Source organism: Paraburkholderia sp. Ac-20347 (assembly GCF_017104805.1).
Lineage (GTDB): Bacteria > Pseudomonadota > Gammaproteobacteria > Burkholderiales > Burkholderiaceae > Paraburkholderia > Paraburkholderia tropica.
Genome location: NZ_JAAGPN010000136.1, coordinates 1 through 22,132, shown reverse-complemented (window position 1 = coordinate 22,132; position 22,132 = coordinate 1). Strand labels below are relative to the sequence as shown.

Sequence of the window (22,132 nt, the reverse complement as noted above, 5' to 3'; positions counted from 1 at the left end):
GCCCGCCGCGGCCCGGTGAGGCCCGCGGCAACGCAGCCGCCGAGCGTGGCCTGAGCGCCGAAATGGGGCGGCTCGAACGCCAGCATCTGGCCGCGCGCCGCCAGCGCCTGCTCGATCTCCAGCAGCGGCGTGCCCGCGCGCGCCGTAACCACCAGTTCGGCGGGATCGTAGGCGACGATCCCGCGATGCGCGCGCGTGTCGAGCACCTCGCCTTCGAGCGCCTGGCCATACCAGTCTTTCGTGCCGCCGCCGCGAATACGCAGCGGCTGGCCGTCGGCGGTCGCCGCGCGAATGCGCTCGGACCAGCTCGCGACGATGTCGTCCTCTTCCATGTCGTCCATGGCGCGTTTGTCGTTGTGGTTCGTTCGATTGTACTGACGCGCCCCGTGCTGACAACCCGGGGCAGGCCCGCATGGCGCGCGCTCGCGAAGGGGCGTGATCCGGGGCGTCATCCGGCGCGCATGACACCTCGCAAGGCGCATGCGCCGCGCATGGCGAGCGGGCCGATCCGGCGAGTGCAGCCGCGTGCAAGCCCGCATCGTCCCGTGTGGCTGCTGCCGCACAGGTGCGATGAAGCCGCCGAAGCGTGGCGCGCGCCCGCCTCGGCGCGCGGCTCAGAAACGCGGCAGGTCGGGATGCGGCAGCAGATTGCCGCGCACGTGCATGCGGCCGTATTCGGCGCAGCGCGCGCGCGTGGGGATGCCTTTATCGGGATTGAGCAGGCCCGCCGGATCGAACGCGTGCTTCACGGCATGGAACGCGTCACGCTCCTGGGGCGAGAACTGCACGCACATCGAATTGATCTTTTCGATCCCCACGCCGTGCTCGCCCGTGACCGTGCCGCCCAGTTCGACGCAGGTTTCGAGGATATCGGCGCCAAAGGCCTCGGCGCGGTGCCATTCGTCGAGATCGTTGCCGTTGAAGAGGATCAGCGGGTGCATGTTGCCGTCGCCCGCGTGGAACACGTTGATGCAGCGCAGTCGGTACTGCGCCTCCATTTCGTGGATGCGCGCGAGCAGCGGTCCGATGGCGCGGCGCGGCACCGTGCCGTCCATGCAGTAATAGTCGGGGGAGATGCGTCCGGCGGCGGGGAAGGCGTTCTTGCGGCCCGACCAGAAGCGCAGACGTTCTTCCTCGGTGCGCGAGATCTGGATACGCGTCGCGCCGTGTTCGCGCAACACCACGGTCGTGCGCGCGATTTCGTCGGCGACTTCCTCGGGCGTGCCGTCGGCTTCGCACAGCAGGATCGCGGCCGCGTCGAGGTCGTAGCCCGCTTTCACGAATTCCTCCACGGCGCGCGTGGCGGGCTTGTCCATCATCTCGAGCCCGGCGGGAATGATGCCGGAGGCGATGATGCCGGCCACGGCGTCGCCGCCTTTCACCACGTCGTCGAAGCTCGCCATGATGACCTGCGCGGTCTGCGGACGCGGGATCAGCTTGACCGTCACTTCGGTCACGATCGCGAACATGCCTTCGCTGCCGATCATGACCGCGAGCAGATCGAGCCCCGGCGCGTCGAGCGCGAGCGAGCCGAATTCCACGATCTCGCCGTCCATCGTGACCGCGCGCACGCGCAGCACGTTATGCACGGTGAGGCCGTACTTGAGGCAGTGCACGCCGCCCGAGTTTTCGGAGACATTGCCGCCGATCGTGCAGGCGATCTGCGACGAGGGATCGGGCGCGTAATAGAGGCCATACGGCGCGGCCGCCTCGGAAACTGCCAGATTGCGCACGCCTGGCTGCACGGTGGCCGTGCGCGCGTAAGGATCGACTTCGAGAATGCGCTTGAAGCGCGCGAGCGAAAGCACGATGCCGTGGCGGATCGGCATGGCGCCGCCGGACAGGCCCGTGCCTGCGCCGCGCGGCACGATCGGCACGTCGAGGCGTCGGCAGATCTGCACGATGCGCTGGACCTGCGACTCGGTTTCCGGCAACGCCACCGCGAGCGGCAGGCGCCGGTAGGCCGCGAGGCCGTCGCACTCGTAGGCCACGGTGTCTTCTTCCCGGTGCAGCAGGCAATGCGCGGGCAGCACCGCCATCAGTGCCTGAACCACCTCGCGCTGCCGCTGCGCGAGGGCTTCGGGCGAGAGTTCGGGCATCTTCGCCTCGGGTGCGTTCATGTCTCCTCCTGCTCGTGGGGTTCGCCGCGTGCGGCGGCGGTAGCAGCCGATGCTACTGCGCTGGCCGCAGCCGTGTCAGCCGCTGCAGTCTTTGCGGGCGCGCGTCTCGCGGCGCGCCTCGCATTGCGACGCTTGCATCGACACGCCAGCTTACGCTGCCCAGCTGAAGATCTTGCCGGGATTCATCAGATTATGCGGATCGAGCGCATGCTTGATGGCGCGCATGGTGTCGACGGTATCGGCGCCGTGCTCTTCCACGAGGAAGTCCATCTTGTGCAGACCCACGCCGTGCTCGCCCGTGCAGGTGCCGTCCATGCGGATCGCGCGCTGCACGATGCGATGGTTCAGGCGTTCGGCCTCGTCGATTTCCTCGGGCTTGTCGGGGTCGATCAGGATCGCCACGTGGAAGTTGCCGTCGCCCACGTGGCCCACGATCGGGCAGGGCAGCGCCGAGGCCTTCAGGTCGGCTTCGGTTTCCACCACGCATTCGGCGAGGCGCGAGATCGGCACGCAGACGTCGGTGGTCACGGCGCGGCAGCCGGGCTTCAGTTGCAGCATCGCGAAGTAGGCGCTGTGACGTGCGTTCCACAAGCGGCTGCGATCTTCGGGGCGCGTGGCCCATTCGAAACCTTCGCCGCCGTTTTGCGCTGCCAGTTCCTGCACGGTTTGCGCCTGCTCGGCCACGCCCGCTTCGGTGCCGTGAAACTCGAAGAACAGCGTGTGCTTCTCGCGCAGACCGAGGTTCGAATGCTTGTTGATCGCGCGCACGGCGAGCGCGTCGATGAACTCCACGCGCGCGATCGGCACGCCCATCTGAATCGTTTCGATCACTGCGCGCACGGCTTCGGCCATCGAGGGAAACGCGCACACCGCCGCCGACACCGCTTCCGGCTGCGGATACAGGCGCACGGTGATTTCGGTGATCACGCCCAGCGTGCCTTCGGAGCCCACGAACAGGCGCGTGAGGTCGTAGCCCGCCGACGACTTGCGCGCGCGCGTGCCGGTCTTGATCACGCGGCCGTCCGCGAGCACGGCGGTCAGGCCCAGCACGTTCTCGCGCATCGTGCCGTAGCGCACGGCGTTGGTGCCCGAGGCGCGCGTGGCCGACATGCCGCCGATGCTCGCATCCGCGCCCGGGTCGATCGGGAAGAACAGGCCGGTGTCGCGCAGCGCTTCATTGAGCTGCTTGCGCGAGATGCCGGGTTCGACGGTGACGGTGAGATCCTCGGCGTTGATCGAAAGCACGCGGTTCATCTGCGAGAGGTCGATCGATACGCCGCCTTGCACGGCCAGCAGATGGCCTTCGAGCGAGGAGCCGTTGCCGTACGGAATTATTGGCACCTGGTGGCGCGCGCACAGCTTGACGACGGTTTGCACGTCTTCGGTGCTCTGCGCGAAGACCACGGCGTCGGGCAGTTGCGGGTCGAAACGCGACTCGTCGCGGCCATGGTGGGCGCGCACGGCTTCGGCGGTCGAGACGCGCTCGCCGAATGTGCTGCGCAAGGCGTCGAGGAGTTCGGCGGGGAACGGGCGGCGTGCGAGGGCCGGCGGCGCGGGATGATTCACGCGGGTGTCTCCTTCGTTGGCGTGGCCGATCGCGCAGACCGGCCTCTATGCGTGTGGGTCGTGCTAACTGGTGCGATTCATTTTACGCTGAACGTTCGCGTACGCGTTTGCGCCCCGGTCGGCGTGCGCGGGCGCATGCTGCGCTGCACGGCGGGCGGGCGGCGGACCGCGCGGTCCTACCTATAATGACCCGCACGAATGCGGCCGCAATCCGGTCGATTGGCGACGGGTTTTGCGCACCGCATTAAAGGCATCAACGGTATCCACGCTATCCACGTATTGGGAGAATCACGATGGGCAATCGCCTGAGCAAGATCGCCACGCGCACCGGCGACGACGGCACGACGGGACTCGGCGACGGCAGCCGCGTCAGCAAGGACGACGCGCGTATTGCGGCGATCGGCGACGTCGACGAACTCAATTCGCAGATTGGCGTGCTGCTGTGCGAGCCGCTGCCCGACGACGTCCGCGCCGCGCTCGTCGCGATCCAGCACGACCTGTTCGATCTGGGCGGCGAACTTTGCATGCCCGGCCACACGATGGTGACCGACACGCATCTGGCCCGCCTCGACGAATGGCTCGCGGCCTGGAACGCCACGCTGCCGCCGCTCAAGGAATTCATTCTGCCGGGCGGCTCGCGTCCCGCCGCGCTCGCGCACGTGTGCCGCACGGTCTGCCGTCGCGCGGAACGGGCGATCGTGGCGCTCGGCGAGTCGGGCGCGTCGATCGAAGCGGCGCCGCGCCGTTACGTGAACCGGCTTTCGGACCTGATGTTCGTGCTCTCGCGCGTGCTCAACCGCGCGGCGGGCGGCGACGATGTGTACTGGCGTCACGACCGCGGCGCTGCACGCGGTGCTGAATTTTCAAACGAATGAGCTAAAACGCGCAGCGAGCGCGCGGATGTCTCAACACCGGCGCGAACGCCGCCGCACCCTGCTGGGATCACCTCAAAGATCGCGCCCTTAATTTTCACGGACGCGTCGAATCACCTCCGCCGGGGTGCGACAAAATGCCTGGGTTAGCGCGTCCTCGTTAAACATGTATCGTACATGCATCTTTAACGAGGAGAAGCCGCACATGACTGCGCTCACCGCCGACCAGATTGCCCGAGTCAAGGCCACCGCGCCCGTTTTCGCCGAACACGGCACGACGATCACGAAGCACTTCTACCAGCGCATGTTCAACGCGCATCCGGAACTGAAGAACATCTTCAACCAGACGCACCAGAAGAGCGGCAGCCAGCCCGAAACGCTCGCGCGCGCAGTCTATGCATACGCGGCGAACATCGACAATCTGGGCGCGCTCGGCGGCGCGGTCACGCACATCGCGCACAAGCACGCGAGTCTGAACATCCGTCCGGAGCACTATCCGATCGTCGGTCGGCATTTGCTGGGTGCGGTCGTCGACGTACTCGGCGAAGCGGTCGATCAGCAGACGCTCGACGCCTGGGCCGTGGCCTACGAGCAGCTCGCGAACATCATGATCGGCGCGGAGGCGAAGCTTTATGAAGCCGCGTCGTGGAGCGGCTTCCGTCCGTTCAAGGTCATGCGCAAACAGGTCGAGAGCGACGAAATCACCTCGTTCTATCTGGCGCCGGCCGACGGCGCGAGCGCAGGCGGCTTCGAACCGGGCCAGTACGTGAGCGTGACGCGCTACGTCGACCAGCTGGGCGTCGACCAGCCGCGCCAGTACAGCCTGTCCGATGCGCCGCACGGCCGCTGGCTGCGCATTTCGGTCAAGCGCGAGGATGGCCGCGCCGATACGCAGCCGGGCCACGTCTCGAACATCCTGCACGCCGATGTCGAAGAGGGCACGATCGTGCACGTGAGCGCGCCGATGGGCGAATTCACGCTCGACCGCAAGAAGAGCACGCCGGTCGTCCTGATGAGCGGCGGCGTCGGCATCACGCCGATGACGTCGATGCTTGCGACGCTGCTGGCGGAGCGCAGCGAGCGCAAGATCGCGTTCGTGCACGCCTGCCGCAACGGTCGCGTGCACGCGTTCAAGGACTTGCTGCGTCGCAGCGCCGCCGAGCATCGAAACCTCAAGCGCGCGGTGTTCTACGAAGCGGTCGGCGCTGACGATCGCGCGGGCGTCGATTATGACTTCGAGGGCCGTATGGACATCGGTCGCGTCGAAGCCGACGTGATGCTACCGGACGCCGACTACTACCTCTGCGGCCCGGTCGCGTTCATGCGCGCGCAGCGCGAAGCGCTCGTGGCGCGCGGCGTCGATCCGGCGCGCATCCACACCGAAATCTTCGGTTCGGGCATGCTGTAATCAGGTTCACGCGAAGGCGCTTTCAGGGCGCCATGGCGACACAAAAAACGCCGCGCGGTCTGTACGACCTCGCGGCGTTTTGCATGGCGTTTTGCATGACGTTTGCCGATCACTCGTTCGACGCGCGCCGGTTCACCGCGCGATAGCCCGAAGGCGATATCGACAGGCGGCGTCGAAAGATCCGCGCAAGACGCTCGCCGCGCGGCACGCCGCAGCGTTGCGCGATTTCGTCGATCGGCAGATTGGTTTGCGCGAGCAGCAGGCAACTCGCGTCGAGCCGCGCGCGCAGCAGATATTCGGACGGCGTGAGGCCGGTCTGCGTCTTGAAGTGGCGCAGGAAATTGCGCATGCTCATCTGCGCGACACGCGCCGCATCGGCGACCGAAATCGGTTGATGGTAGTTCTCGCGCAGCCAGTGCGCCGCCGAACTGATCTTGCCGTTCGGGCTGTCCGATTCGCCATCGTCGAGCATCGGGCCGAGCCGTTCCCACGCGCCCGGCATCGTATCTTCCGAGACGCGCTGCGCGAGCGCCACGCCGTGATTGCGCTTGAGCACCTTGAGCGCGGCGATCAGCGCCTCGGGCGGCGTGACCACCGAGGCGCACGCGTGATGCGCCTCCAGCGCGCGCCGCAACCGTTGCGCCGAAGCCGCCGCGATCAGGCCGCTGCGCAGAAACGAGACATCGGCGGCCGCGAGCACAGTGCGTCCTTCGCCCAGCGCGCGAATGATGCGCACTTTCGGCGCGAGCGCCTGCAATCGCGCGAGCAGCCGCTCGTTCTCGCGCGCCTCCGCGGCGCCGGGGCCGCCCGCGATGAAGAGCGTATCGAAGCCGTTGCGCAGCGGGCCGTGCACGCTATCGGTCCAGATGCGCAGACCGCATCCGCTCGCGACACTGCCGCCGTCCTCCGAGAGCACGACGAGCGAATAGACCGGTAGTGGCCCCACGCCCGCGTCGTTCGCGATACGAAACACGTCGGCGAGCAGGCTCACGTCGCCGAGCGGAAAGCCCTCGAAAACCAGGATGCCGATACGTTTGGCCATGGTCGCCAGCTTCAGGTGGGGGCGCGTCCGTAAGGCGGCTTGCCGGCAGATCACCCGATCGATGTGCATGGCCGGTTCCTCGCGCAAGGATGGATTCGCAGGAGTACGTTGCATTATTCGGGACGCTCGCGCGCCACGTTTGACTGGGGTTCATGATAGGCCCGGCGTCGCGCGTCCCGCTCGCCGCAGTCGGAAAACGCCGAGAGATTGGCAGAATGGCTCGATATGCGCTGGTTAAGCTGGCCTCGCATCCTTCGTGACCGGGCGCCGCATTTTCCGTTGCAATATCTGCAATATCGATACCCGGCGCGCGTCGCGCGGGGATCGCCCGAGCCTCACGACGGAGCGGCAAACCACACGGCAACTCCCGCGCGCGGCGTATCCGGCGGCGCGATCCACCGAACGGCGAGGCGAACATGATCAAGCTGCGCAAGGCGGTATTTCCCGTTGCCGGTCTCGGCACGCGATTTCTCCCGGCCACCAAGGCGAGTCCCAAGGAAATGCTGCCGGTGGTCGACAAGCCGCTGATCCAGTACGCCGTCGAGGAAGCGGTGGCCGCCGGCATCACCGAACTGATTTTCGTGACGGGTCGCGGCAAGCGCGCGATCGAGGATCACTTCGACAAGTCCTATGAGATCGAGCGCGAGCTGGAAGCGCGCGGCAAGGCGGAACTGCTCGCGACCGTGCGCAGCATCAAGCCGTCGCACGTCGAGTGCATTTTCGTGCGCCAGCCGGAGCCGCTCGGGCTCGGCCACGCGGTGTTGTGCGCGCAGAAAATCATCGGCGACGAACCGTTCGCCGTGCTGCTCGCCGACGATCTGATCGACGCACAGCCGCCCGTGCTCACGCAGATGGCGCGGCGCTTCGATCACTATCACTGCTCGCTCGTCGCGGTCGAGGAGATCGCGCGCGCGGATGCGGGCGCGTACGGCGTCGTCAAAGGGCGCGCGTGGGACGAGCACGTGTTCCGCATGTGCGGCATCGTCGAAAAGCCCGCTCCCGACGAGGCGCCTTCGACGCTCGGCGTGGTGGGCCGTTACGTGCTGATGCCGGGCATCTTCGATCATCTGCGCCGCTTGCGACCCGCGCCGGGCGAGGAACTGGAGTTGAGCGACGCGATCCAGTCGATGCTCGCCGACGAGCAGGTGCTCGCGCATCGCTTCACGGGGCGGCGCTTCGATTGCGGCAGCAAGCTCGGCTATCTGCAGGCGACCGTCGAGTACGCGCTGCGTCACGCCGAAGTGGGCGAGGCGTTCGGTGCGTGGCTGCAGGCGCGCGAGCGCAGCGACGGGGACGAGGGTGGCACGGCCCATGCCGCGCGCAGCCCCCATACGCCGAACACGCCGCACACGCCGCACACGCCGCACGATGGGCCGGATCTGCATCTCGTGCGCGATACGCCCGACGTCGATGCAGCCGACGACTTCGCCACGCCGCTCACGGCGACCTGAATACGCGAGCACGCGAAAGCCTTCACGCAAAAGCACACACACGAACGCGCGCCGATCTCGCGCGCGCGTTCGCCTTCATCGGCAACGTCGCCACATCGCGACAACAATCGCTCAGGAAAAATAAGCCTTCGTATTCGGATGCACGTCGTCGCGCACGAGCAGTTCTTCGGGCGCGAGCCACGCGTACTGACTGTGCTGATCGAAGCGCCCGACCGGCACCGTGCTGTCGAGCGTGAACGCGTAGGCGAGCACGACATAATGCGTGCCGATGCCGTTCTCCGCCGCAAAATTATCCGGATACAGGTGCTCGTACACGCCGCCGAAGCGCGCCGCCGCGCGTTGCATGCCCGCGATGCCCAGCTCCGTTTCGACGATGCGCGTGAACGCCGCGTCGAGCCGTTCCTCCTTGCGGATGCGTCCACCCGGCACGAACCACGTGCCGCGTGCGGGACGATTGCGCCGCTGGCCGACCAGCACGCGGCCTTGCGCGTCCACGACGATCAGGTCGATCGCGACGAGCGGCGCGAGGCGCACCACGTCGAGAAATTCGGTTGGCGACAGCATGAGCGAGCGGTCCAGTGGGAGTGGAGAGGGCACAACCCGACGCGCGCTCGCCTCGTATGCGTGGCGGACGACTGGACGAAACCGGCGAAGCAGGCCGCAGCGCGTTCAACAGCAGTCTAGGCGTGTCAATTTCGTGGCGCACTGTCGTTTGCCGCCTAAGTTTCGCTATCGCGGGCCAAGTTGCGGATTCGCGCTTGCCGTGCCGGTTCGATTGGCGTCACGATCCCAGCTATTGAACTGATTGGCGGGCGACGTATCCCGCCGGCGTGATCGCGTTCGCTTTCGCGATGGCCGCATTGCCCGACACCACGTAGACCGGCGATTCGGTCAGGCTCAGCGGCAGCATGCCGTCCTTGTAGCTCTGCGTGCTCGCGTTGCCCATCATGTCGAACACGCTCACGTTGCCCGCGCTGCCGCGCGCGTCCACCTGCAGCGTCCAGTTGGTCGCGCGCTTTGCGTCGAAGCCGGCGCTCGCGCTCCAGCGCGCGTCGTCGTGGCTCCAGAGCGCGGTGATCACCTTGCCGTCGGGCCGCGCGAACGCGTAGGCATAGACGCCCGGCGGCGTGTTGCGCAGCGGACCGAGCGTGATCGTGCCGTCGACGAGACGCGTCATCGCCGCGACCGCGAGCGCGGCCGGCTTCGGGCTGATGTTGCCCGCGCCATACGCGCCTTGCGCGTGATCGAGTTCGAAGAACACGCCGTAGCCCGCCGACGTCTGCGGCATGTCCTGCGAGTAGAACACGTAGGTCACGTCCGCGCCTTCGCCGAGCATGATCAGATGCGTGCGCGCGACCACCGCGCCTTGTGCGTAGAGCGTTTGCGCATCCGGATAATGCGGGCCGTAGGTCTTGCCGATGTCGTAACTGATGCCGGTTTCGGTGACGAACAGCGGCGCGCCGGGCTTGAGCAGATCGCGCATGGTCGCGCGCAGATCGCGCATCGCCGTGGGCAGCGCGGGCCCTTTGCCCGCGCCCGTATCGATCACGCGTTCGGGCGGATGCGAAGGACTCGTGCCGAGATCGTAGTAGCCGTGGATCGTCACGCCGTCGAGATAGCGCGTAATGCCCAGTTGTGCGAAGTGTTTGAGCCACTTCGTGTTGTCGCTGACGCCCGAGTACGTGAGACCCATCACGACGCCGTTCGGATCGGTCGCGTGAATGCCCTGATACACCGACGCGTACGTGGCGACGAAATTCGCATCGGTGTCGCGCCAGGGCAGGCCGCCATCGGGATCGGGCTCCCACGTCACCTGATAGTAATTGCGCGACTGGCGCGGGAAAGTCTTCGCACGCACGCGCGCCGACTCGGTGCCCACGCGCGTCATGAAATCGCGCAGCGCGGCCTGCGAGGCGGGCGCGTAGCTATGCGTGAAGGTGTCGGTGATCTGCGCGGATTTGTCGGGCGGCGCGGCCCATTTCGGAATGCCGTCGAGCAGGATCAGCCGCATGATGTCGCCGCGCTCGAACCAGCTTGCGAGCTGCGGTTTCGACGGATCGAAGGTGTTCGGTCCGTTCGGCTCCATCGTGTACCACTTGCGCTCGTCGTTGGCCCACGAGAGGCCGAGGTCGGTATACAGCGGACGATAGCCGTCGCCGCCGCAGCAGTGCTGGCCCGGCGCGATGAACGCCGTGCCCTGGCCGCCGAAGCGATGCAGGTCCTGATGCGCGTAACGCGGCGCGGGCAGCACGGCGCTCACGTCGGGCAGCACGCCGAAGCTCGTGATGCCCGCCGGTCGCGTGCCGCGTTGAGGCAAGGTGCCGGTGGGGTCCGATGCCATCGACGCGAGCGTCGCGGAAAACGCGAAGTAGCCCGCTTGCGGCAGCGTGCAGGTGAGCGTCGTCACGCGCGTGCCGCCCGTCACGGCGAAACTGCCGCTGGCCTGCGTGCGACTCCACGTATCGTCGATCTGCCACTGCACCTTGTCGTTGCCTTTCGCGCGCGTCACCACGTCGATGCGCACGCTCTTGCCACGCGCAAAGAGACGCGTGCCGTCGCTGCCCGGCGTGTCGGCCGAGATCGGTTCGTCGCCCGCGGGCGCGGCGGCGTTGCCGGGCGCGCTGCGGCACGACGCGGCTTCATCGGCGCGACAGGTCGCCGAGACCAGCACGCCAAACAACAGTGCCGTGACGAAAAATGCGAACTTGACGCGCACGAACGCGAAGCCTGCGCCGCGTTGCGCGGTGCTATCGTGCTGATGTTTCGAACGCTCTCGTTGCGTCCACGCGTTCGCCATGCGCGGCGAGACGGTCGTTCGGAAGCCGCTCGTCAGCCGCGCGTCAGGGACCGATGGCGTTGTCGATGAAGCGGTCGGTACGTCTCGTGCGATGAATGCAGTCGTGTGCGTCGCAACAGCCGCTACGCGTATCGATCGCGTATTGCGTGGTTTATGTGTCGGCCACGCATCACCCGAACGCGCGAATGCGGACATCGTAAGAAAGCGCATGGCAATCATCGGCGGATTCCTGACCCAGTCTCGCGGGTTAAAAAAGCATGAAAAGCCAAGCCTAAAGGCTGCCGATGAGTGTGCGCCGCCAGGCTCCAGTCATTTCGCGCAATTCTGTGCGTTACCGAACATAATTCACACCAATATGGCAATGCGTATCGATATAACAACTGTAATGGTTATCTGATATTGTGCGGTGCAACTTGATTTAAAAGCGTCTAATATCCTGTCAGTGCGTAGAGAAATGGTGTTTTCCGCCTGATTTCACGTCTTTAAATCAGACGAATCAATGCACTGTCTTTGAGTTCCCGCCTTATTCCATCCTGCGCCTGGCGTAAAGATCGGAAGACTTCGCAGTATTCGTCGTATCAATGGCGCGTTTGTCGAGGCTTTAATCAGAGCCATTCCGCGGACCACCGGCCTTCGTTCGATACATCGGGCGATTTCCAGCCGGGGCGGATTGTTTCGGATAAAAGCCGTAATGTGCATGCTTCAAATCGGTCCGCGACCGGACTAAATGCGCCAATGTCTCGCCACTTTCGGTCAGTCGTCGTTGCGCGATTTTTTATCTGCCTATGATGCACTGCACACGGAATGCTATTACCAGGACTTTTCACTAGGACGGGGGCTGTTTAGGGGAAAAGCATGGCATACGCAAGTCTGGATTTGCCGTCGTTTGCTCACCCGCATTTCGTTACCGCGGGTGTGAGTCGTGAAGTGCGTCATATCGCAATACTGCTTTTCGATGGCTGTTCGTTGCTTGGTGCCGGTATCGTGGCGGAAGTGTTTCATGTCGCCAATGAATTGTCGTCCGATACCGCCAGGCGTTCGCCTTACGATGTCAGCATTCTTTCCGCAGATGGCGGCAACGTCACCTGCTCGTCGTCGGTACGCGTCTGGACGGATGGTCTCGATGCGCGCCACTACGTCGGCTTCGACGCGCTGTTCGTTGCGGGCGGGAAGGGCGCATTCGCTGCGGCCAACGATGAACGCCTGATTGCGTGGCTGCGTCACGTGCATGCGAACACCGCCACCATCAGGCCGATCGGTGAAGGGCGTTCGTTGCTCGAAGCCGCGAATCTGTGTGGTCAGCGCACGCAGCGCGAGTTCGGCTCTTACGCGATGCAGAACACGCGTGAGGACGCGGGCGGCGACGCCGGCGACCGGCTGGAGTCGATGAAAAGTGCGCTGACGCTCGTCAAACGCGATCTCGGCGTGGATGTCGCGCGCGCCGTGACGGAGCGCTTGATGCCCGATTCGGGCGGCAACCTCTTGCCGTTTCTCGGCGATGCGCTCGGCAGCGCGCCCGCCGACAAGGTGAGGGCGGCCGCGCGCTGGTTGCAGGAGAACTGCCAGCGGACCATTTCGATCGCCGACGCCGCGCAGGTCGCGGCGATGAGCGAGCGTAATTTTCTGCGTCGTTTCAAGCTGGAGATGGGCATCACGCCATCGGACTATCTATTGCATGCGCGGCTGGCGATCACCTGCAGTCTGCTCACCGATTCGGAGTTGCCGGTCGACAAGATCGCGCGCCGCACCGGCATGGGCAACGGCGACCGTCTCGCGAAAATCTTCCGCAAACGCATGATGATTTCACCTTCCGAATATCGCGAGCAGAGCCGCCGGGAAGCCGGCGGATGAACCTCGCGGCCGCACGGCGGCATGCCGCGCGAGGTTGCGCGGTATGGCGCGGCGGCGCATGAGCCGGCCGCCTGGCGGCCGAGCCACAAGCCAGAGGTCCGATAGCCGCCTGCCCGCACGCCGACGCGGCCGTCCATCGCCTATATCGTTTTGCCGCCGCTTGTTCGCGGTCCCGGGTCGCTTGTCGCGAGACATGGCGATCCCGTCCGATATGCAGGAGTCCGAACATGATGCAAAGATCAGGGATTCAGCAGGCCACGGTTCAAACTCCCATGCCGCCGATGCAGCCGATGTCGTCGCCGCCCGAAGTGTCGGCGTCGACCGATACGCCGGCGCCGCAGGCGTCGCGCTCGCAGGACACCGTGTGCACGCGCATCGTGCCCGTCGTGCTGGCGGGCGGTTCGGGCACGCGTTTGTGGCCGATGTCGCGCGAGCATTTTCCCAAGCAGTTGATCGGCGTAGTCGGCAGCGACACGTTGCTGCAGGCCACCGTGCATCGCCTCGACGGCTTCGCGCCCGAATGGCAGGTTGCGGGCGCGCCGATCGTGGTGTGCGGCGAGGCGCATCGCTTCGTGATCTCCGATCAGTTGCACGCGTGCGGCATGGATGCACGGCTCGTCGTCGAGCCCGCGCGCCGTGACACCGCACCCGCGCTCACGCTCGGCGCCGCGCTCGCGAGCGCCAACGGCGACGACGCGATTCTCGTCGTGATGCCGTCCGATCACGCCATCGCCGACGTCAAGGCCTTGCAGCGCGCGCTCGAATGCGCCGCGCGCCACGCGCAGCGCGGCGCCATCGTCACGCTCGGCGTGCCGCCGCGTTCGCCGGAAACGGGCTTCGGCTACATCCGCATCGGCGAGGCGCTGGAAGCGGGCGCGCATCGCATCGACGGTTTCGTCGAAAAACCCGCGCCGGAACTCGCCACGCAATACGTGGCGCAAGGCGGCTACTGGTGGAACAGCGGCATCTTCGTGATGCGCGCGAGCGTGTGGCTCGAAGCGCTGCGCGCGTTGCAGCCCGACATGCACGCGGCGTGTCTCGCGTCCTTCGTCGGCGGCCAGCAGGATGGCGACGTGTTCCGTCCGTCCGCGCAAGCTTTCGCAGGCACGCCCGCCGACTCGATCGACTACGCGGTGATGGAGCGTCTGTCCGGCAGCAACGGCTGGGCGCCCGAAGGCGTGGTGGTCGCGCTCGACGCGGGCTGGTCCGACCTCGGGTCGTGGGACGCCGTGTGGGCCGCGATGGACAAGGACGAAGCGGGCAACGTGGGGCGCGGGCGCGTGATCTTCGAAGGCGCCGTGGCGAGCTACGCGCATTCGGAAGGTCGGCTCGTAGCGTGCGTGGGCACGACCAATCTCGTGGTGGTCGAAACCGCCGACGCCGTGCTCGTGGTCGATCGCTCGAAAGTGCAGGACGTGAAGGGGCTTGTCGCGCGCATCAAGGCGCAGCATGCGCCCGAAGCCGACGCGCACCGCAAGGTGCAGCGCCCGTGGGGCTTCTACGATTCGATCGATCATGGCGAGCGCTTTCAGGTCAAGCGCATCGTCGTGACGCCGGGCGCTCGGCTCTCGCTGCAACTGCATCATCACCGCGCCGAACACTGGACGGTCGTGCGCGGCACCGCGCTCGTCACACGTGGTGAGGAATCCTTCCTGTTGAGCGAAAACGAATCGACCTACATTCCGCTGGGCACGCGCCATCGGCTCGAGAATCCCGGCAAGGTGCCGCTCGAGATCATCGAGGTGCAGTCCGGCGCGTATCTGGGTGAAGACGACATCGTCCGTTTCGACGACACTTACGGACGCTGCAATTGAGCGGCCCGGCACGATCGGCAAGGTGACCGACATGCGCGAGCTTCAAAATCTGATGGCGAGAGTGCTGGACGTGACGGCGGTGTTCGTCGGCGCGAGCGTGGCGGCGCAGATCCGTTTCGACGATCTCGCGCCGCGCGGCATGAACGAGGCGTTTGTGTTGCTGGCGGCGGCGTTCGCGCTCGTGATCTTTCCGGCGTTCGAACTGTATCAGTCGTGGCGCGGCCGCTCGAAGGCGCTGATGGCGGGCCAGGTGGCGCTCGCGTGGATCGTCGTGCAGGGTTGCGCGCTGATCGCCATGTACTCGACCATGCATCACGTCGATGCGGTGTCGCGGCTGTGGTTCGCGTACTGGACCGCGGTGGCCGCCGGGCTGCTGATTGCGTGGCGCGTGATCGCACATGGCGTGCTCTCGCACGTGCGGCGCGCCGGCATGAATCTGCATCAGGTGGCGATTGCGGGATCGGCGGCGCAATGCGACGAGATCGTGCGGCGCATCGATTCGGAACCCGGCTCGGGCTTTCGCGCGACGGCGCTCTACAACACCGTGCCCGACACGCCGCCGCGCAACGGCACCGGCGCCGCCTTGTGCGACACCATCGAGGGCTTCGCGCAGTTCATCCGCGAGCACGACGTGCATGAATTGTGGCTCGCGCTCTCGCTCGCCGAGGAGCGCACGGTGGTGCGTCTCGTCACCGAGTTTCGCAACGATCTCGTGAACATCCGCTTCATTCCGGATGTGCGTTCGCTCGCGCTGTTCGACACCAGCAGCGTGATCGAGCTGCTCGGCGTGCCCGCGATCAATCTGGTGGCGTCGCCGCTGCCCGCGAGCGCGCAGTTCAAGAAGGCCGTGTTCGATCGCGTGTTCGCAACGTGCGCGCTCGTGAGCCTGATTCCGGTGCTGATCGGCATTGCGCTGGCGGTGAAGATTTCGTCGCCGGGACCGGTGCTGTTCAAGCAGCGGCGCAAAGGCGCGGACGGCCGCGTGTTCACGATCTACAAGTTCCGCACGATGCGCGTGCACAGCGAGGCGGCCGGCACGCTCAGCCAGGCCACGCGCGGCGACCGCCGCGTGACGCGCGTGGGCGCGTTCCTGCGCCGCACGAGTCTCGACGAACTGCCGCAGTTCTACAACGTGCTGCGCGGCGATATGTCGGTGGTCGGCCCGCGTCCGCACGCGCTCGAACACGACGATCTCTATCAGCGCGTGGTGACGGGCTACATCCACCGTTATCGCATCAAGCCCGGCATCACGGGCTGGGCGCAGGTCAACGGCTTTCGCGGCGAAACCGACCGGCTCGAAAAAATGGAGCTGCGCGTGGCGCACGATCTCTATTACCTGGGCCACTGGTCGTTCTGGCTCGACATGCGCATCATCGCGGCGACGATTGCGCACGGACTGTTCAGCCCGAACGCGTATTGAGCGCTCGGGCCCTGGAGCCGCGCGGTCCGGTCCCCGCGCGGCTCCCGCATGCAACGCACGCGGACGACGTGCGGCGCATGGGCTTCACCGGATCTCGGGAGACGGAAGATGGCGATGAACTATGTTGACGGCGGCTACGCCGTGAGCACCGAAGAGCGGTATCTGGGCGACTACCTGCAGACGATCGTCGCGAACTGGCGCACCATCGCGGTCGTGACGCTCGCCGTCACGCTGCTGGGCGCGGCTTACGCGTTTCTCGCCACGCCCACGTATCGCGCCGACGTGATGTTCCACCTCGTCGACAAGACGGACAACGGAAAAAAGGACACGGGCCTGCCGCCGCTCAACGGCATGTTCGACGAAAAGACCTCGGCCAACGGCGAGATCGAGATGCTGAAGTCGCGGCTCGTCACGCAGGAAACCGTGAACCGGCTGCATCTCGACATCGCGGCGCGTCCGCGCGAAATGCCCGTGCTCGGCGGCATGTTGTCGGGGTTGGAGAGCGGTAGCTGGGGCATCCGGCTGCCGTCGTTCCTGCGCTCGAACAATTACGCGTGGGGACGCGGCGCGATCTCGGTGTCGCGATTCGACACGCCCGACGCGCTCTACGATCAGGACTTCACGCTGGTCGCGGGCGAGGACGGCGCGTACGTGCTGCGCGATCCCGAAGGCGTGGCGCTGCTGCAGGGTCGCGTGGGCGAGGACGTGACGGCCAACACGGCCGACGGTCCGATCTCGCTGCACGTCGACAGCCTGAGCGGCCCCGCGGGCACGCCGTTCTCACTGACGCGCGCCTCGACGCTCACCACTGTGGAGCGCCTGCAACGCGCGCTCGACGTGTCGGAAGTGGGGCTGCAGTCGGGCGTGATCCGCGCGAGCCTCGAAGGCCACAACAGCAAGCTCACGGCCGACATCCTCAACAACATGGCGCGCGAGTTCATTCGCCAGGACGTGCAGAGCCGTTCGGCTGAAGCCGAACATATGCTCGCGTTCCTCGACGAACAGTTGCCGCAACTGCGCAAGCAACTCGACGACGCCGAGCAGAAGTACAACAACTTCCGCAATCAGCACGGCACCGTCGATCTCGGCGAGGAAAGCCGCTTGCTGCTCCAGCAGGTCGTGGACAACAAGACGCGCCTCGAAGATCTGCAGCAGCAACGCGCCGAACTCGCGCAGCGTTTCACGGAGCATCACCCGGCCGTGGCCGCGCTCGATGCGCAGATCGCCGCGCTCGCCAGTTCGCAGGCCACGTTGCAGGGCAAGGTGAAGAGCCTGCCCGATACCGAACAGGCGGCGGTGCGTCTGCTGCGCGACGTCCACGTGAACACCGAGCTGTACACGAACCTGCTGAACAGCGCGCAGCAATTACGCGTGGCGAAGGCCGGTCAGGTCGGCGACGTGCGCGTGGTCGATTTCGCGGAAGCGCCCGACGATCCCGTGCGTCCGAAGCGTCTGCTCGTGATCGTGCTGTCGATCGGCGCGGGCATCGTGCTCGGCATCCTGATCGCCTTCATGCGCAAGTCGCTGTACGGCGGCGTGGAGCGCCCCGACGAACTCGAAGCGGCGCTCGGCGTGCCGGTCTTCGCAGTGGTGCCGCGCAGCCACAAGCAACTGCGTCTGCAACATCACGTCGCGACGCGCCGGCGCGGCTTGCACGTGCTCGCGCAGCAGTCGCCGCAAGACATCGCGGTCGAAGGCGTGCGCAGCCTGCGCACCACGCTGCAGCTCTCGCTGAACGAGGCGAGCAACAACATCGTGATGCTCACCGGCTCGCGGCCCGACATCGGCAAATCGTTCCTCTCGGTCAATCTAGCGGCGCTGGTCGCGTCGGTGAACAAGCGCGTGCTGATCGTCGATGGCGACATGCGACGCGGCGACGTGCACTCGCACTTCGGCATCGCGCATCAGCCCGGTCTCTCCGACGTGCTGCTCGGCGCGGACCTGAACGCGGCGATCCAGCGCGAAGTGCTGCCGGGTCTCGACGTGCTCGCGAAAGGCTCGCTGCACGCGCATCCGTCCGAGCTGCTGATGAGCGCGCGTTTCGAAACGCTGCTCGAAGAACTGAAGTCGAAGTACGACCTCGTGATCGTCGATACGCCGCCGGTGCTCGCGGTGACCGACTCGACGGTGATCGGGCGTTACGCGGGCACGACGCTGCTCGCGATCCGGCACGGCCGCCATCCGCTTTCCGAACTGGAAGAGACGGCCAAGCGGCTGCGCAACGGCGGCGTGAATCTGTGCGGCGTGCTGCTCACGGACGTGCCGCAAACGGGCGCGTTCGTCGGCGGCGGCTATCGCGGCGGCTACTACGGTTACGAAAGCATCGCAGGGTAAGTGAGCGGCGCCTCGGCCCGCGCGCGGGCGGCCGGGGCGCCGAACAATCCATTTCGCTTTGACGCGAGGAGAGAACGATGGCTCGGAAGGTTGCGTTGATCACCGGCATCACCGGTCAGGACGGGTCGTATCTGGCAGAACTGCTGTTGAGCAAGGGCTACGAGGTGCATGGCATCAAGCGCCGCTCGTCGCTGTTCAACACCGATCGGATCGATCATCTGTATCGCGACGTGCACGACCCGGAGCAGGGCATTCAACTGCATCACGGCGAACTCACCGATTCGACGGCGCTCCTTCGCGTGATCCAGCGCGTCGCGCCCGATGAGATCTACAACCTCGCGGCGCAAAGTCACGTGGCCGTGTCGTTCGAGGAACCCGAGTACACGGCGAACGCCGACGGCCTCGGCACGCTGCGCATTCTCGAAGCGATCCGCATTCTCGGGCTCACGCAGAAGACGCGCTTTTATCAGGCCTCGACGTCGGAACTCTACGGGCTCGTGCAGGAAGTGCCGCAGCGCGAGACCACGCCGTTCTATCCGCGCAGCCCGTATGCGGTCGCCAAGCTGTTCGCGTACTGGACCACGGTGAACTATCGCGAAGCGCACGGCATCTATGCGTGCAACGGCATTCTGTTCAACCACGAGTCGCCGCAGCGCGGCGAGACGTTCGTCACGCGCAAGATCACGCGTGCGATCGCGCGTATCGCGGTCGGCCTGCAAAAAGAGCTGTATCTCGGGAATCTGTCCGCGATGCGCGACTGGGGTCATGCGCGCGATTACGTCGATATGCAATGGCGCATGCTCCAGCAGGATCATCCGGAAGATTTCGTGATCGCGACCGGCGTGCAATACAGCGTGCGCGACTTCGTGCGTACGGCGGCGGAAGAACTCGGCGTGACGGTGCGCTTCGAGGGCAATGGCGTGGATGAAGTCGGCATCGTCGAGCACGTGGAAGGGCGCGAGACGCGTCTCGAACCGGGCAACGTGATCGTGCGCGTCGATCCGCGTTATTTCCGGCCGACCGAAGTGGAGACGCTGCTCGGCGACGCGTCGAAGGCGCAGGAAAAGCTCGGCTGGAAACCGACCACGTCGTTCCATTCGCTCGTCAAGGAAATGGTGCGCTCCGACTACCAGATCGCGCGACGCGACGCGCTCGTCACGCTCGCGGGCTTCCGCGCGCTCGAACATCACGAGTGACGGGCATGGACACGAACTCCCGCATCTTCGTGGCCGGTCATCGCGGCATGGTGGGTTCGGCGCTGGTGCGCGCGCTGCAGGCGCGCGGCTACCGCAACCTCGTCACGCGCACGCGCGCGGAACTGGATCTCACCGATCAGTCGGCCGTCGATGCGTTCTTCGACGCCGAGCGGATCGACGCGGTGCTGCTCGCGGCCGCGAAAGTCGGCGGCATTCTCGCGAACTCGACGCAGCCCGCGCAGTTCGCCTACGACAATCTCGCGATCGAAACCAACGTGATTCGCGCGGCGTATCAAACGGGCGTGGAGCGGCTGGTGTTCTTCGGGTCGTCGTGCATCTATCCGCGCGAATGTCCGCAGCCGATCCGCGAAACCTATCTGCTCACCTCGCCGCTCGAACCGACCAACGAGGCCTACGCGATCGCGAAGATCGCGGGCCTCAAGCTCTGCGAGGCGTACAACCGCCAGTACGGTACGCACTACGTCTCGCTGATGCCGACCAATCTCTACGGCCCCAACGACAACTACGACCTCGGCAGCAGCCACGTGCTGCCCGCGCTGATCCGCAAGGCGCACGAGGCGCGCGCGTCCGGCGCGGCGTCGCTGACCGTGTGGGGCTCGGGCACGCCGCGTCGCGAGTTCCTGCACGTCGACGACCTCGCGGATGCGACGATCTTCGTGCTCGAACACGAGACCGGCGACGGCGTCTACAACGTGGGCGTCGGCGAGGATCTGTCGATCCGCGAACTGGCCGAGCGCGTCTGCGAGACGGTGGGCTTCGAGGGCGAACTGGTGTTCGACACCAGCAAACCCGACGGCACGCCGCGCAAGCTGCTCGACGTGTCGCGCCTCGGCGGACTCGGCTGGCGCGCGCATATCGGCCTCGAAGAGGGACTCGCGCGCACCTACGGCGATTTTCTGCACACGCACGGCGCGCCGGTGCTCGAAGCGCACGCGCAAGCCTGACCGGGATTCGGTTGTTGTTGGCGGCGGGCGTCCTGTGCGGACCGGCGAATGGCGCCCGCTTTTTTTTCCGGTCCGTCTTCGCGTCGCGCGCGTGAGCCGGCGCGCGCTGTTTGCAATCGATACATCGCGACAGAACACGAACCAGGCACGAGCCGATGAGAATCCTGATCTACGGACTGAACTTCGCGCCCGAAGTCGCGGGCGTGGGCAAGTACACGGCCGAGATGGTCGACCAGCTCGTGGCGCGCGGCCACGACGTGCGCGTGGTCTGCGCGCCGCCGTATTACCCGCAATGGCGCGTGCAGGACGGCTATCGCGCGTGGCGCTACCGGCGCGAAAGCTGGCACGGCGTGCCGGTGTCGCGCGCGCCGCTGTGGGTGCCGTCGAAGCCGGGCGGACTCAAGCGCATCGTGCATCTGGCGAGCTTCGCGCTGATGTCGCTGCCGGTGCTCGTGCGCGAGGCGCGCTGGCGTCCGCAGGCGGCGATGCTGATCGCACCGACGCTCTTTTGCGCGCCCGGTCTGCTCACTGTGGCGCGTTGGATCGGCGCGAAAACCTGGCTGCATATTCAGGATTTCGAAGTCGATGCCGCGTTCGATCTCGGGCTGCTGCAAGGCGGCGCGCGTTCGCGCATCGCCAATCTCGCGCGCGCGTTCGAGCGCGCGGTGCTGCGCCGCTTCGACGTGGTGTCGTCGATTTCGCCGCGCATGGTCGAGCGCGCCGTCGACAAGGGCGTGGAGCCGTCGCGCGCCGTGTCGCTGCCGAACTGGGTCGATACGCACGCAATCTTCCCGCTGCCGCAGCCGAGCGTCTATCGCGCGAAGCTCGGCATTCCGCTCGATCACACGGTCGTGCTGTACTCGGGCAGCATGGGCGCGAAGCAGGGCATCGAAATTCTCGCGGATGTGGCGGCGACGCTCGCTTCGCGGCCCGACATCAGCTTCGTGTTTTGCGGCGACGGCGCGGGCAAGGCCGATCTCGAAGCGCGTTGCGCGCCGCTGCCGAACTGCCACGTGCTCCCCTTGCAGCCGACGGCGATGCTCAACGAACTGCTCAATGTCGCCGACATTCACGTGCTGCCGCAGCGTAACGATGCCGCCGATCTCGTGATGCCGTCGAAGCTGACCGGCATGCTCGCGAGCGGGCGCGCGGTGGTGGCGATGGCGCGGCCCGGCACGAGTCTCGCGGATGTGGTGACGGAGACGGGCATCGTCGTGCCGCCGGAAGACGGCGCGGCGCTCGCTTCGGCCATCGTCGCGCTGGCCGCCGATCCGGCGCGGCGCGCGGCGCTCGGGC

16 protein-coding genes and 1 pseudogene are annotated in these 22,132 nt (G+C 66.2%); 11 read left to right on the top strand and 6 right to left on the bottom strand.

The window, feature by feature from the left end; all coding sequences use genetic code 11:
* From G3N97_RS23585 to G3N97_RS23575, 3 genes are all read right to left on the bottom strand, one after another.
* Positions 1 to 332: FAD-binding protein (locus G3N97_RS23585; RefSeq protein WP_205995371.1), on the bottom strand; the 332-nt coding region annotated here is incomplete at its 3' end.
* 282 nt (positions 333 to 614) lie between these two features.
* Positions 615 to 2,120, bottom strand: coding sequence for an FAD-linked oxidase C-terminal domain-containing protein (locus G3N97_RS23580; protein ID WP_065065089.1), 1,506 nt, complete (start codon positions 2,118 to 2,120; stop codon positions 615 to 617).
* A 150-nt stretch (positions 2,121 to 2,270) separates the two neighbouring features.
* Positions 2,271 to 3,686 carry an FAD-linked oxidase C-terminal domain-containing protein gene (locus G3N97_RS23575; RefSeq protein WP_205995369.1) on the bottom strand — a complete coding sequence of 472 codons (1,416 nt, stop codon included), beginning with the start codon at positions 3,684 to 3,686 and terminating at the stop codon, positions 2,271 to 2,273.
* 293 nt (positions 3,687 to 3,979) lie between these two features.
* Between G3N97_RS23575 and G3N97_RS23570 the strand changes: the two genes are divergently transcribed.
* Together G3N97_RS23570 and hmpA are read left to right on the top strand one after the other, a co-directional pair.
* Positions 3,980 to 4,561, top strand: coding sequence for a cob(I)yrinic acid a,c-diamide adenosyltransferase (locus tag G3N97_RS23570; protein WP_205995368.1), 582 nt, complete (start codon positions 3,980 to 3,982; stop codon positions 4,559 to 4,561).
* Positions 4,562 to 4,763: 202 nt separating this feature from the next.
* On the top strand, positions 4,764 to 5,966 hold the full coding sequence (hmpA, locus tag G3N97_RS23565; RefSeq protein ID WP_205995367.1) for an NO-inducible flavohemoprotein: 1,203 nt from the start codon (positions 4,764 to 4,766) through the stop codon (positions 5,964 to 5,966).
* 109 nt (positions 5,967 to 6,075) lie between these two features.
* Here the strand turns inward: hmpA and G3N97_RS23560 are convergent, their stop codons facing one another.
* Positions 6,076 to 7,008: a helix-turn-helix domain-containing protein gene (locus G3N97_RS23560; protein ID WP_241030781.1), complete on the bottom strand. Its 933-nt coding sequence runs from the start codon at positions 7,006 to 7,008 to the stop codon at positions 6,076 to 6,078.
* A 416-nt stretch (positions 7,009 to 7,424) separates the two neighbouring features.
* Here G3N97_RS23560 and galU point away from each other — a divergent pair.
* A pseudogene (gene galU, locus G3N97_RS23555) lies at positions 7,425 to 8,285 on the top strand (UTP--glucose-1-phosphate uridylyltransferase GalU); the annotation flags it as partial.
* Between the two features lie 285 nt (positions 8,286 to 8,570).
* On the opposite strand, the gene G3N97_RS23550 reads toward galU, so the two are convergent.
* Positions 8,571 to 9,023, bottom strand: coding sequence for a GDP-mannose mannosyl hydrolase (locus G3N97_RS23550; RefSeq protein ID WP_065065084.1), 453 nt, complete (start codon positions 9,021 to 9,023; stop codon positions 8,571 to 8,573).
* A 229-nt stretch (positions 9,024 to 9,252) separates the two neighbouring features.
* Positions 9,253 to 11,175, bottom strand: coding sequence for a hypothetical protein (locus G3N97_RS23545; RefSeq protein ID WP_205995365.1), 1,923 nt, complete (start codon positions 11,173 to 11,175; stop codon positions 9,253 to 9,255).
* 79 nt (positions 11,176 to 11,254) lie between these two features.
* Between G3N97_RS23545 and G3N97_RS23540 the strand changes: the two genes are divergently transcribed.
* The 8 genes from G3N97_RS23540 to G3N97_RS23505 all read left to right on the top strand — a co-directional run.
* Positions 11,255 to 11,653, top strand: coding sequence for a hypothetical protein (locus tag G3N97_RS23540; RefSeq protein ID WP_205995364.1), 399 nt, complete (start codon positions 11,255 to 11,257; stop codon positions 11,651 to 11,653).
* Positions 11,654 to 12,111: 458 nt separating this feature from the next.
* Positions 12,112 to 13,107, top strand: a complete 996-nt coding sequence (locus G3N97_RS23535; RefSeq protein WP_065065081.1) for a helix-turn-helix domain-containing protein — start codon at positions 12,112 to 12,114, stop codon at positions 13,105 to 13,107.
* Positions 13,108 to 13,334: 227 nt separating this feature from the next.
* Positions 13,335 to 14,921 carry a mannose-1-phosphate guanylyltransferase/mannose-6-phosphate isomerase gene (locus tag G3N97_RS23530; RefSeq protein WP_241030780.1) on the top strand — a complete coding sequence of 529 codons (1,587 nt, stop codon included), beginning with the start codon at positions 13,335 to 13,337 and terminating at the stop codon, positions 14,919 to 14,921.
* A gap of 31 nt (positions 14,922 to 14,952) precedes the next feature.
* Complete coding sequence (locus G3N97_RS23525) at positions 14,953 to 16,341, top strand: undecaprenyl-phosphate glucose phosphotransferase (protein ID WP_205995363.1); 1,389 nt, start codon at positions 14,953 to 14,955, stop codon at positions 16,339 to 16,341.
* Positions 16,342 to 16,449: 108 nt separating this feature from the next.
* Positions 16,450 to 18,675: a polysaccharide biosynthesis tyrosine autokinase gene (locus G3N97_RS23520; RefSeq protein ID WP_205995362.1), complete on the top strand. Its 2,226-nt coding sequence runs from the start codon at positions 16,450 to 16,452 to the stop codon at positions 18,673 to 18,675.
* Positions 18,676 to 18,752: 77 nt separating this feature from the next.
* Positions 18,753 to 19,871 carry a GDP-mannose 4,6-dehydratase gene (gmd, locus tag G3N97_RS23515; protein ID WP_205995361.1) on the top strand — a complete coding sequence of 373 codons (1,119 nt, stop codon included), beginning with the start codon at positions 18,753 to 18,755 and terminating at the stop codon, positions 19,869 to 19,871.
* Between the two features lie 5 nt (positions 19,872 to 19,876).
* The gene (locus G3N97_RS23510; RefSeq protein WP_205995360.1) at positions 19,877 to 20,836 is read left to right on the top strand and encodes a GDP-L-fucose synthase; all 960 of its coding nucleotides are present in this window, start codon (positions 19,877 to 19,879) and stop codon (positions 20,834 to 20,836) included.
* A gap of 155 nt (positions 20,837 to 20,991) precedes the next feature.
* Positions 20,992 to 22,132 (top strand): glycosyltransferase WbuB (locus G3N97_RS23505; RefSeq protein WP_205995359.1); only part of this gene is annotated, 1,141 nt, incomplete at its 3' end.

Excerpts from the sequence above, each read along its gene's own strand:
- G3N97_RS23550 (WP_065065084.1), bottom strand. The coding sequence starts at position 9,023 with ATGCTGTCGCCAACCGAATTTCTCGACGTGGTGCGCCTCGCGCCGCTC.
- G3N97_RS23580 (WP_065065089.1), bottom strand. The coding sequence starts at position 2,120 with ATGAACGCACCCGAGGCGAAGATGCCCGAACTCTCGCCCGAAGCCCTC.
- G3N97_RS23535 (WP_065065081.1), top strand. The coding sequence starts at position 12,112 with ATGGCATACGCAAGTCTGGATTTGCCGTCGTTTGCTCACCCGCATTTC.
- G3N97_RS23520 (WP_205995362.1), top strand. The coding sequence starts at position 16,450 with ATGGCGATGAACTATGTTGACGGCGGCTACGCCGTGAGCACCGAAGAG.
- G3N97_RS23530 (WP_241030780.1), top strand. The coding sequence starts at position 13,335 with ATGATGCAAAGATCAGGGATTCAGCAGGCCACGGTTCAAACTCCCATG.
- G3N97_RS23510 (WP_205995360.1), top strand. The coding sequence starts at position 19,877 with ATGGACACGAACTCCCGCATCTTCGTGGCCGGTCATCGCGGCATGGTG.
- G3N97_RS23560 (WP_241030781.1), bottom strand. The coding sequence starts at position 7,008 with ATGGCCAAACGTATCGGCATCCTGGTTTTCGAGGGCTTTCCGCTCGGC.
- gmd (WP_205995361.1), top strand. The coding sequence starts at position 18,753 with ATGGCTCGGAAGGTTGCGTTGATCACCGGCATCACCGGTCAGGACGGG.
- G3N97_RS23570 (WP_205995368.1), top strand. The coding sequence starts at position 3,980 with ATGGGCAATCGCCTGAGCAAGATCGCCACGCGCACCGGCGACGACGGC.
- G3N97_RS23525 (WP_205995363.1), top strand. The coding sequence starts at position 14,953 with ATGCGCGAGCTTCAAAATCTGATGGCGAGAGTGCTGGACGTGACGGCG.
- hmpA (WP_205995367.1), top strand. The coding sequence starts at position 4,764 with ATGACTGCGCTCACCGCCGACCAGATTGCCCGAGTCAAGGCCACCGCG.
- G3N97_RS23540 (WP_205995364.1), top strand. The coding sequence starts at position 11,255 with ATGCGCGGCGAGACGGTCGTTCGGAAGCCGCTCGTCAGCCGCGCGTCA.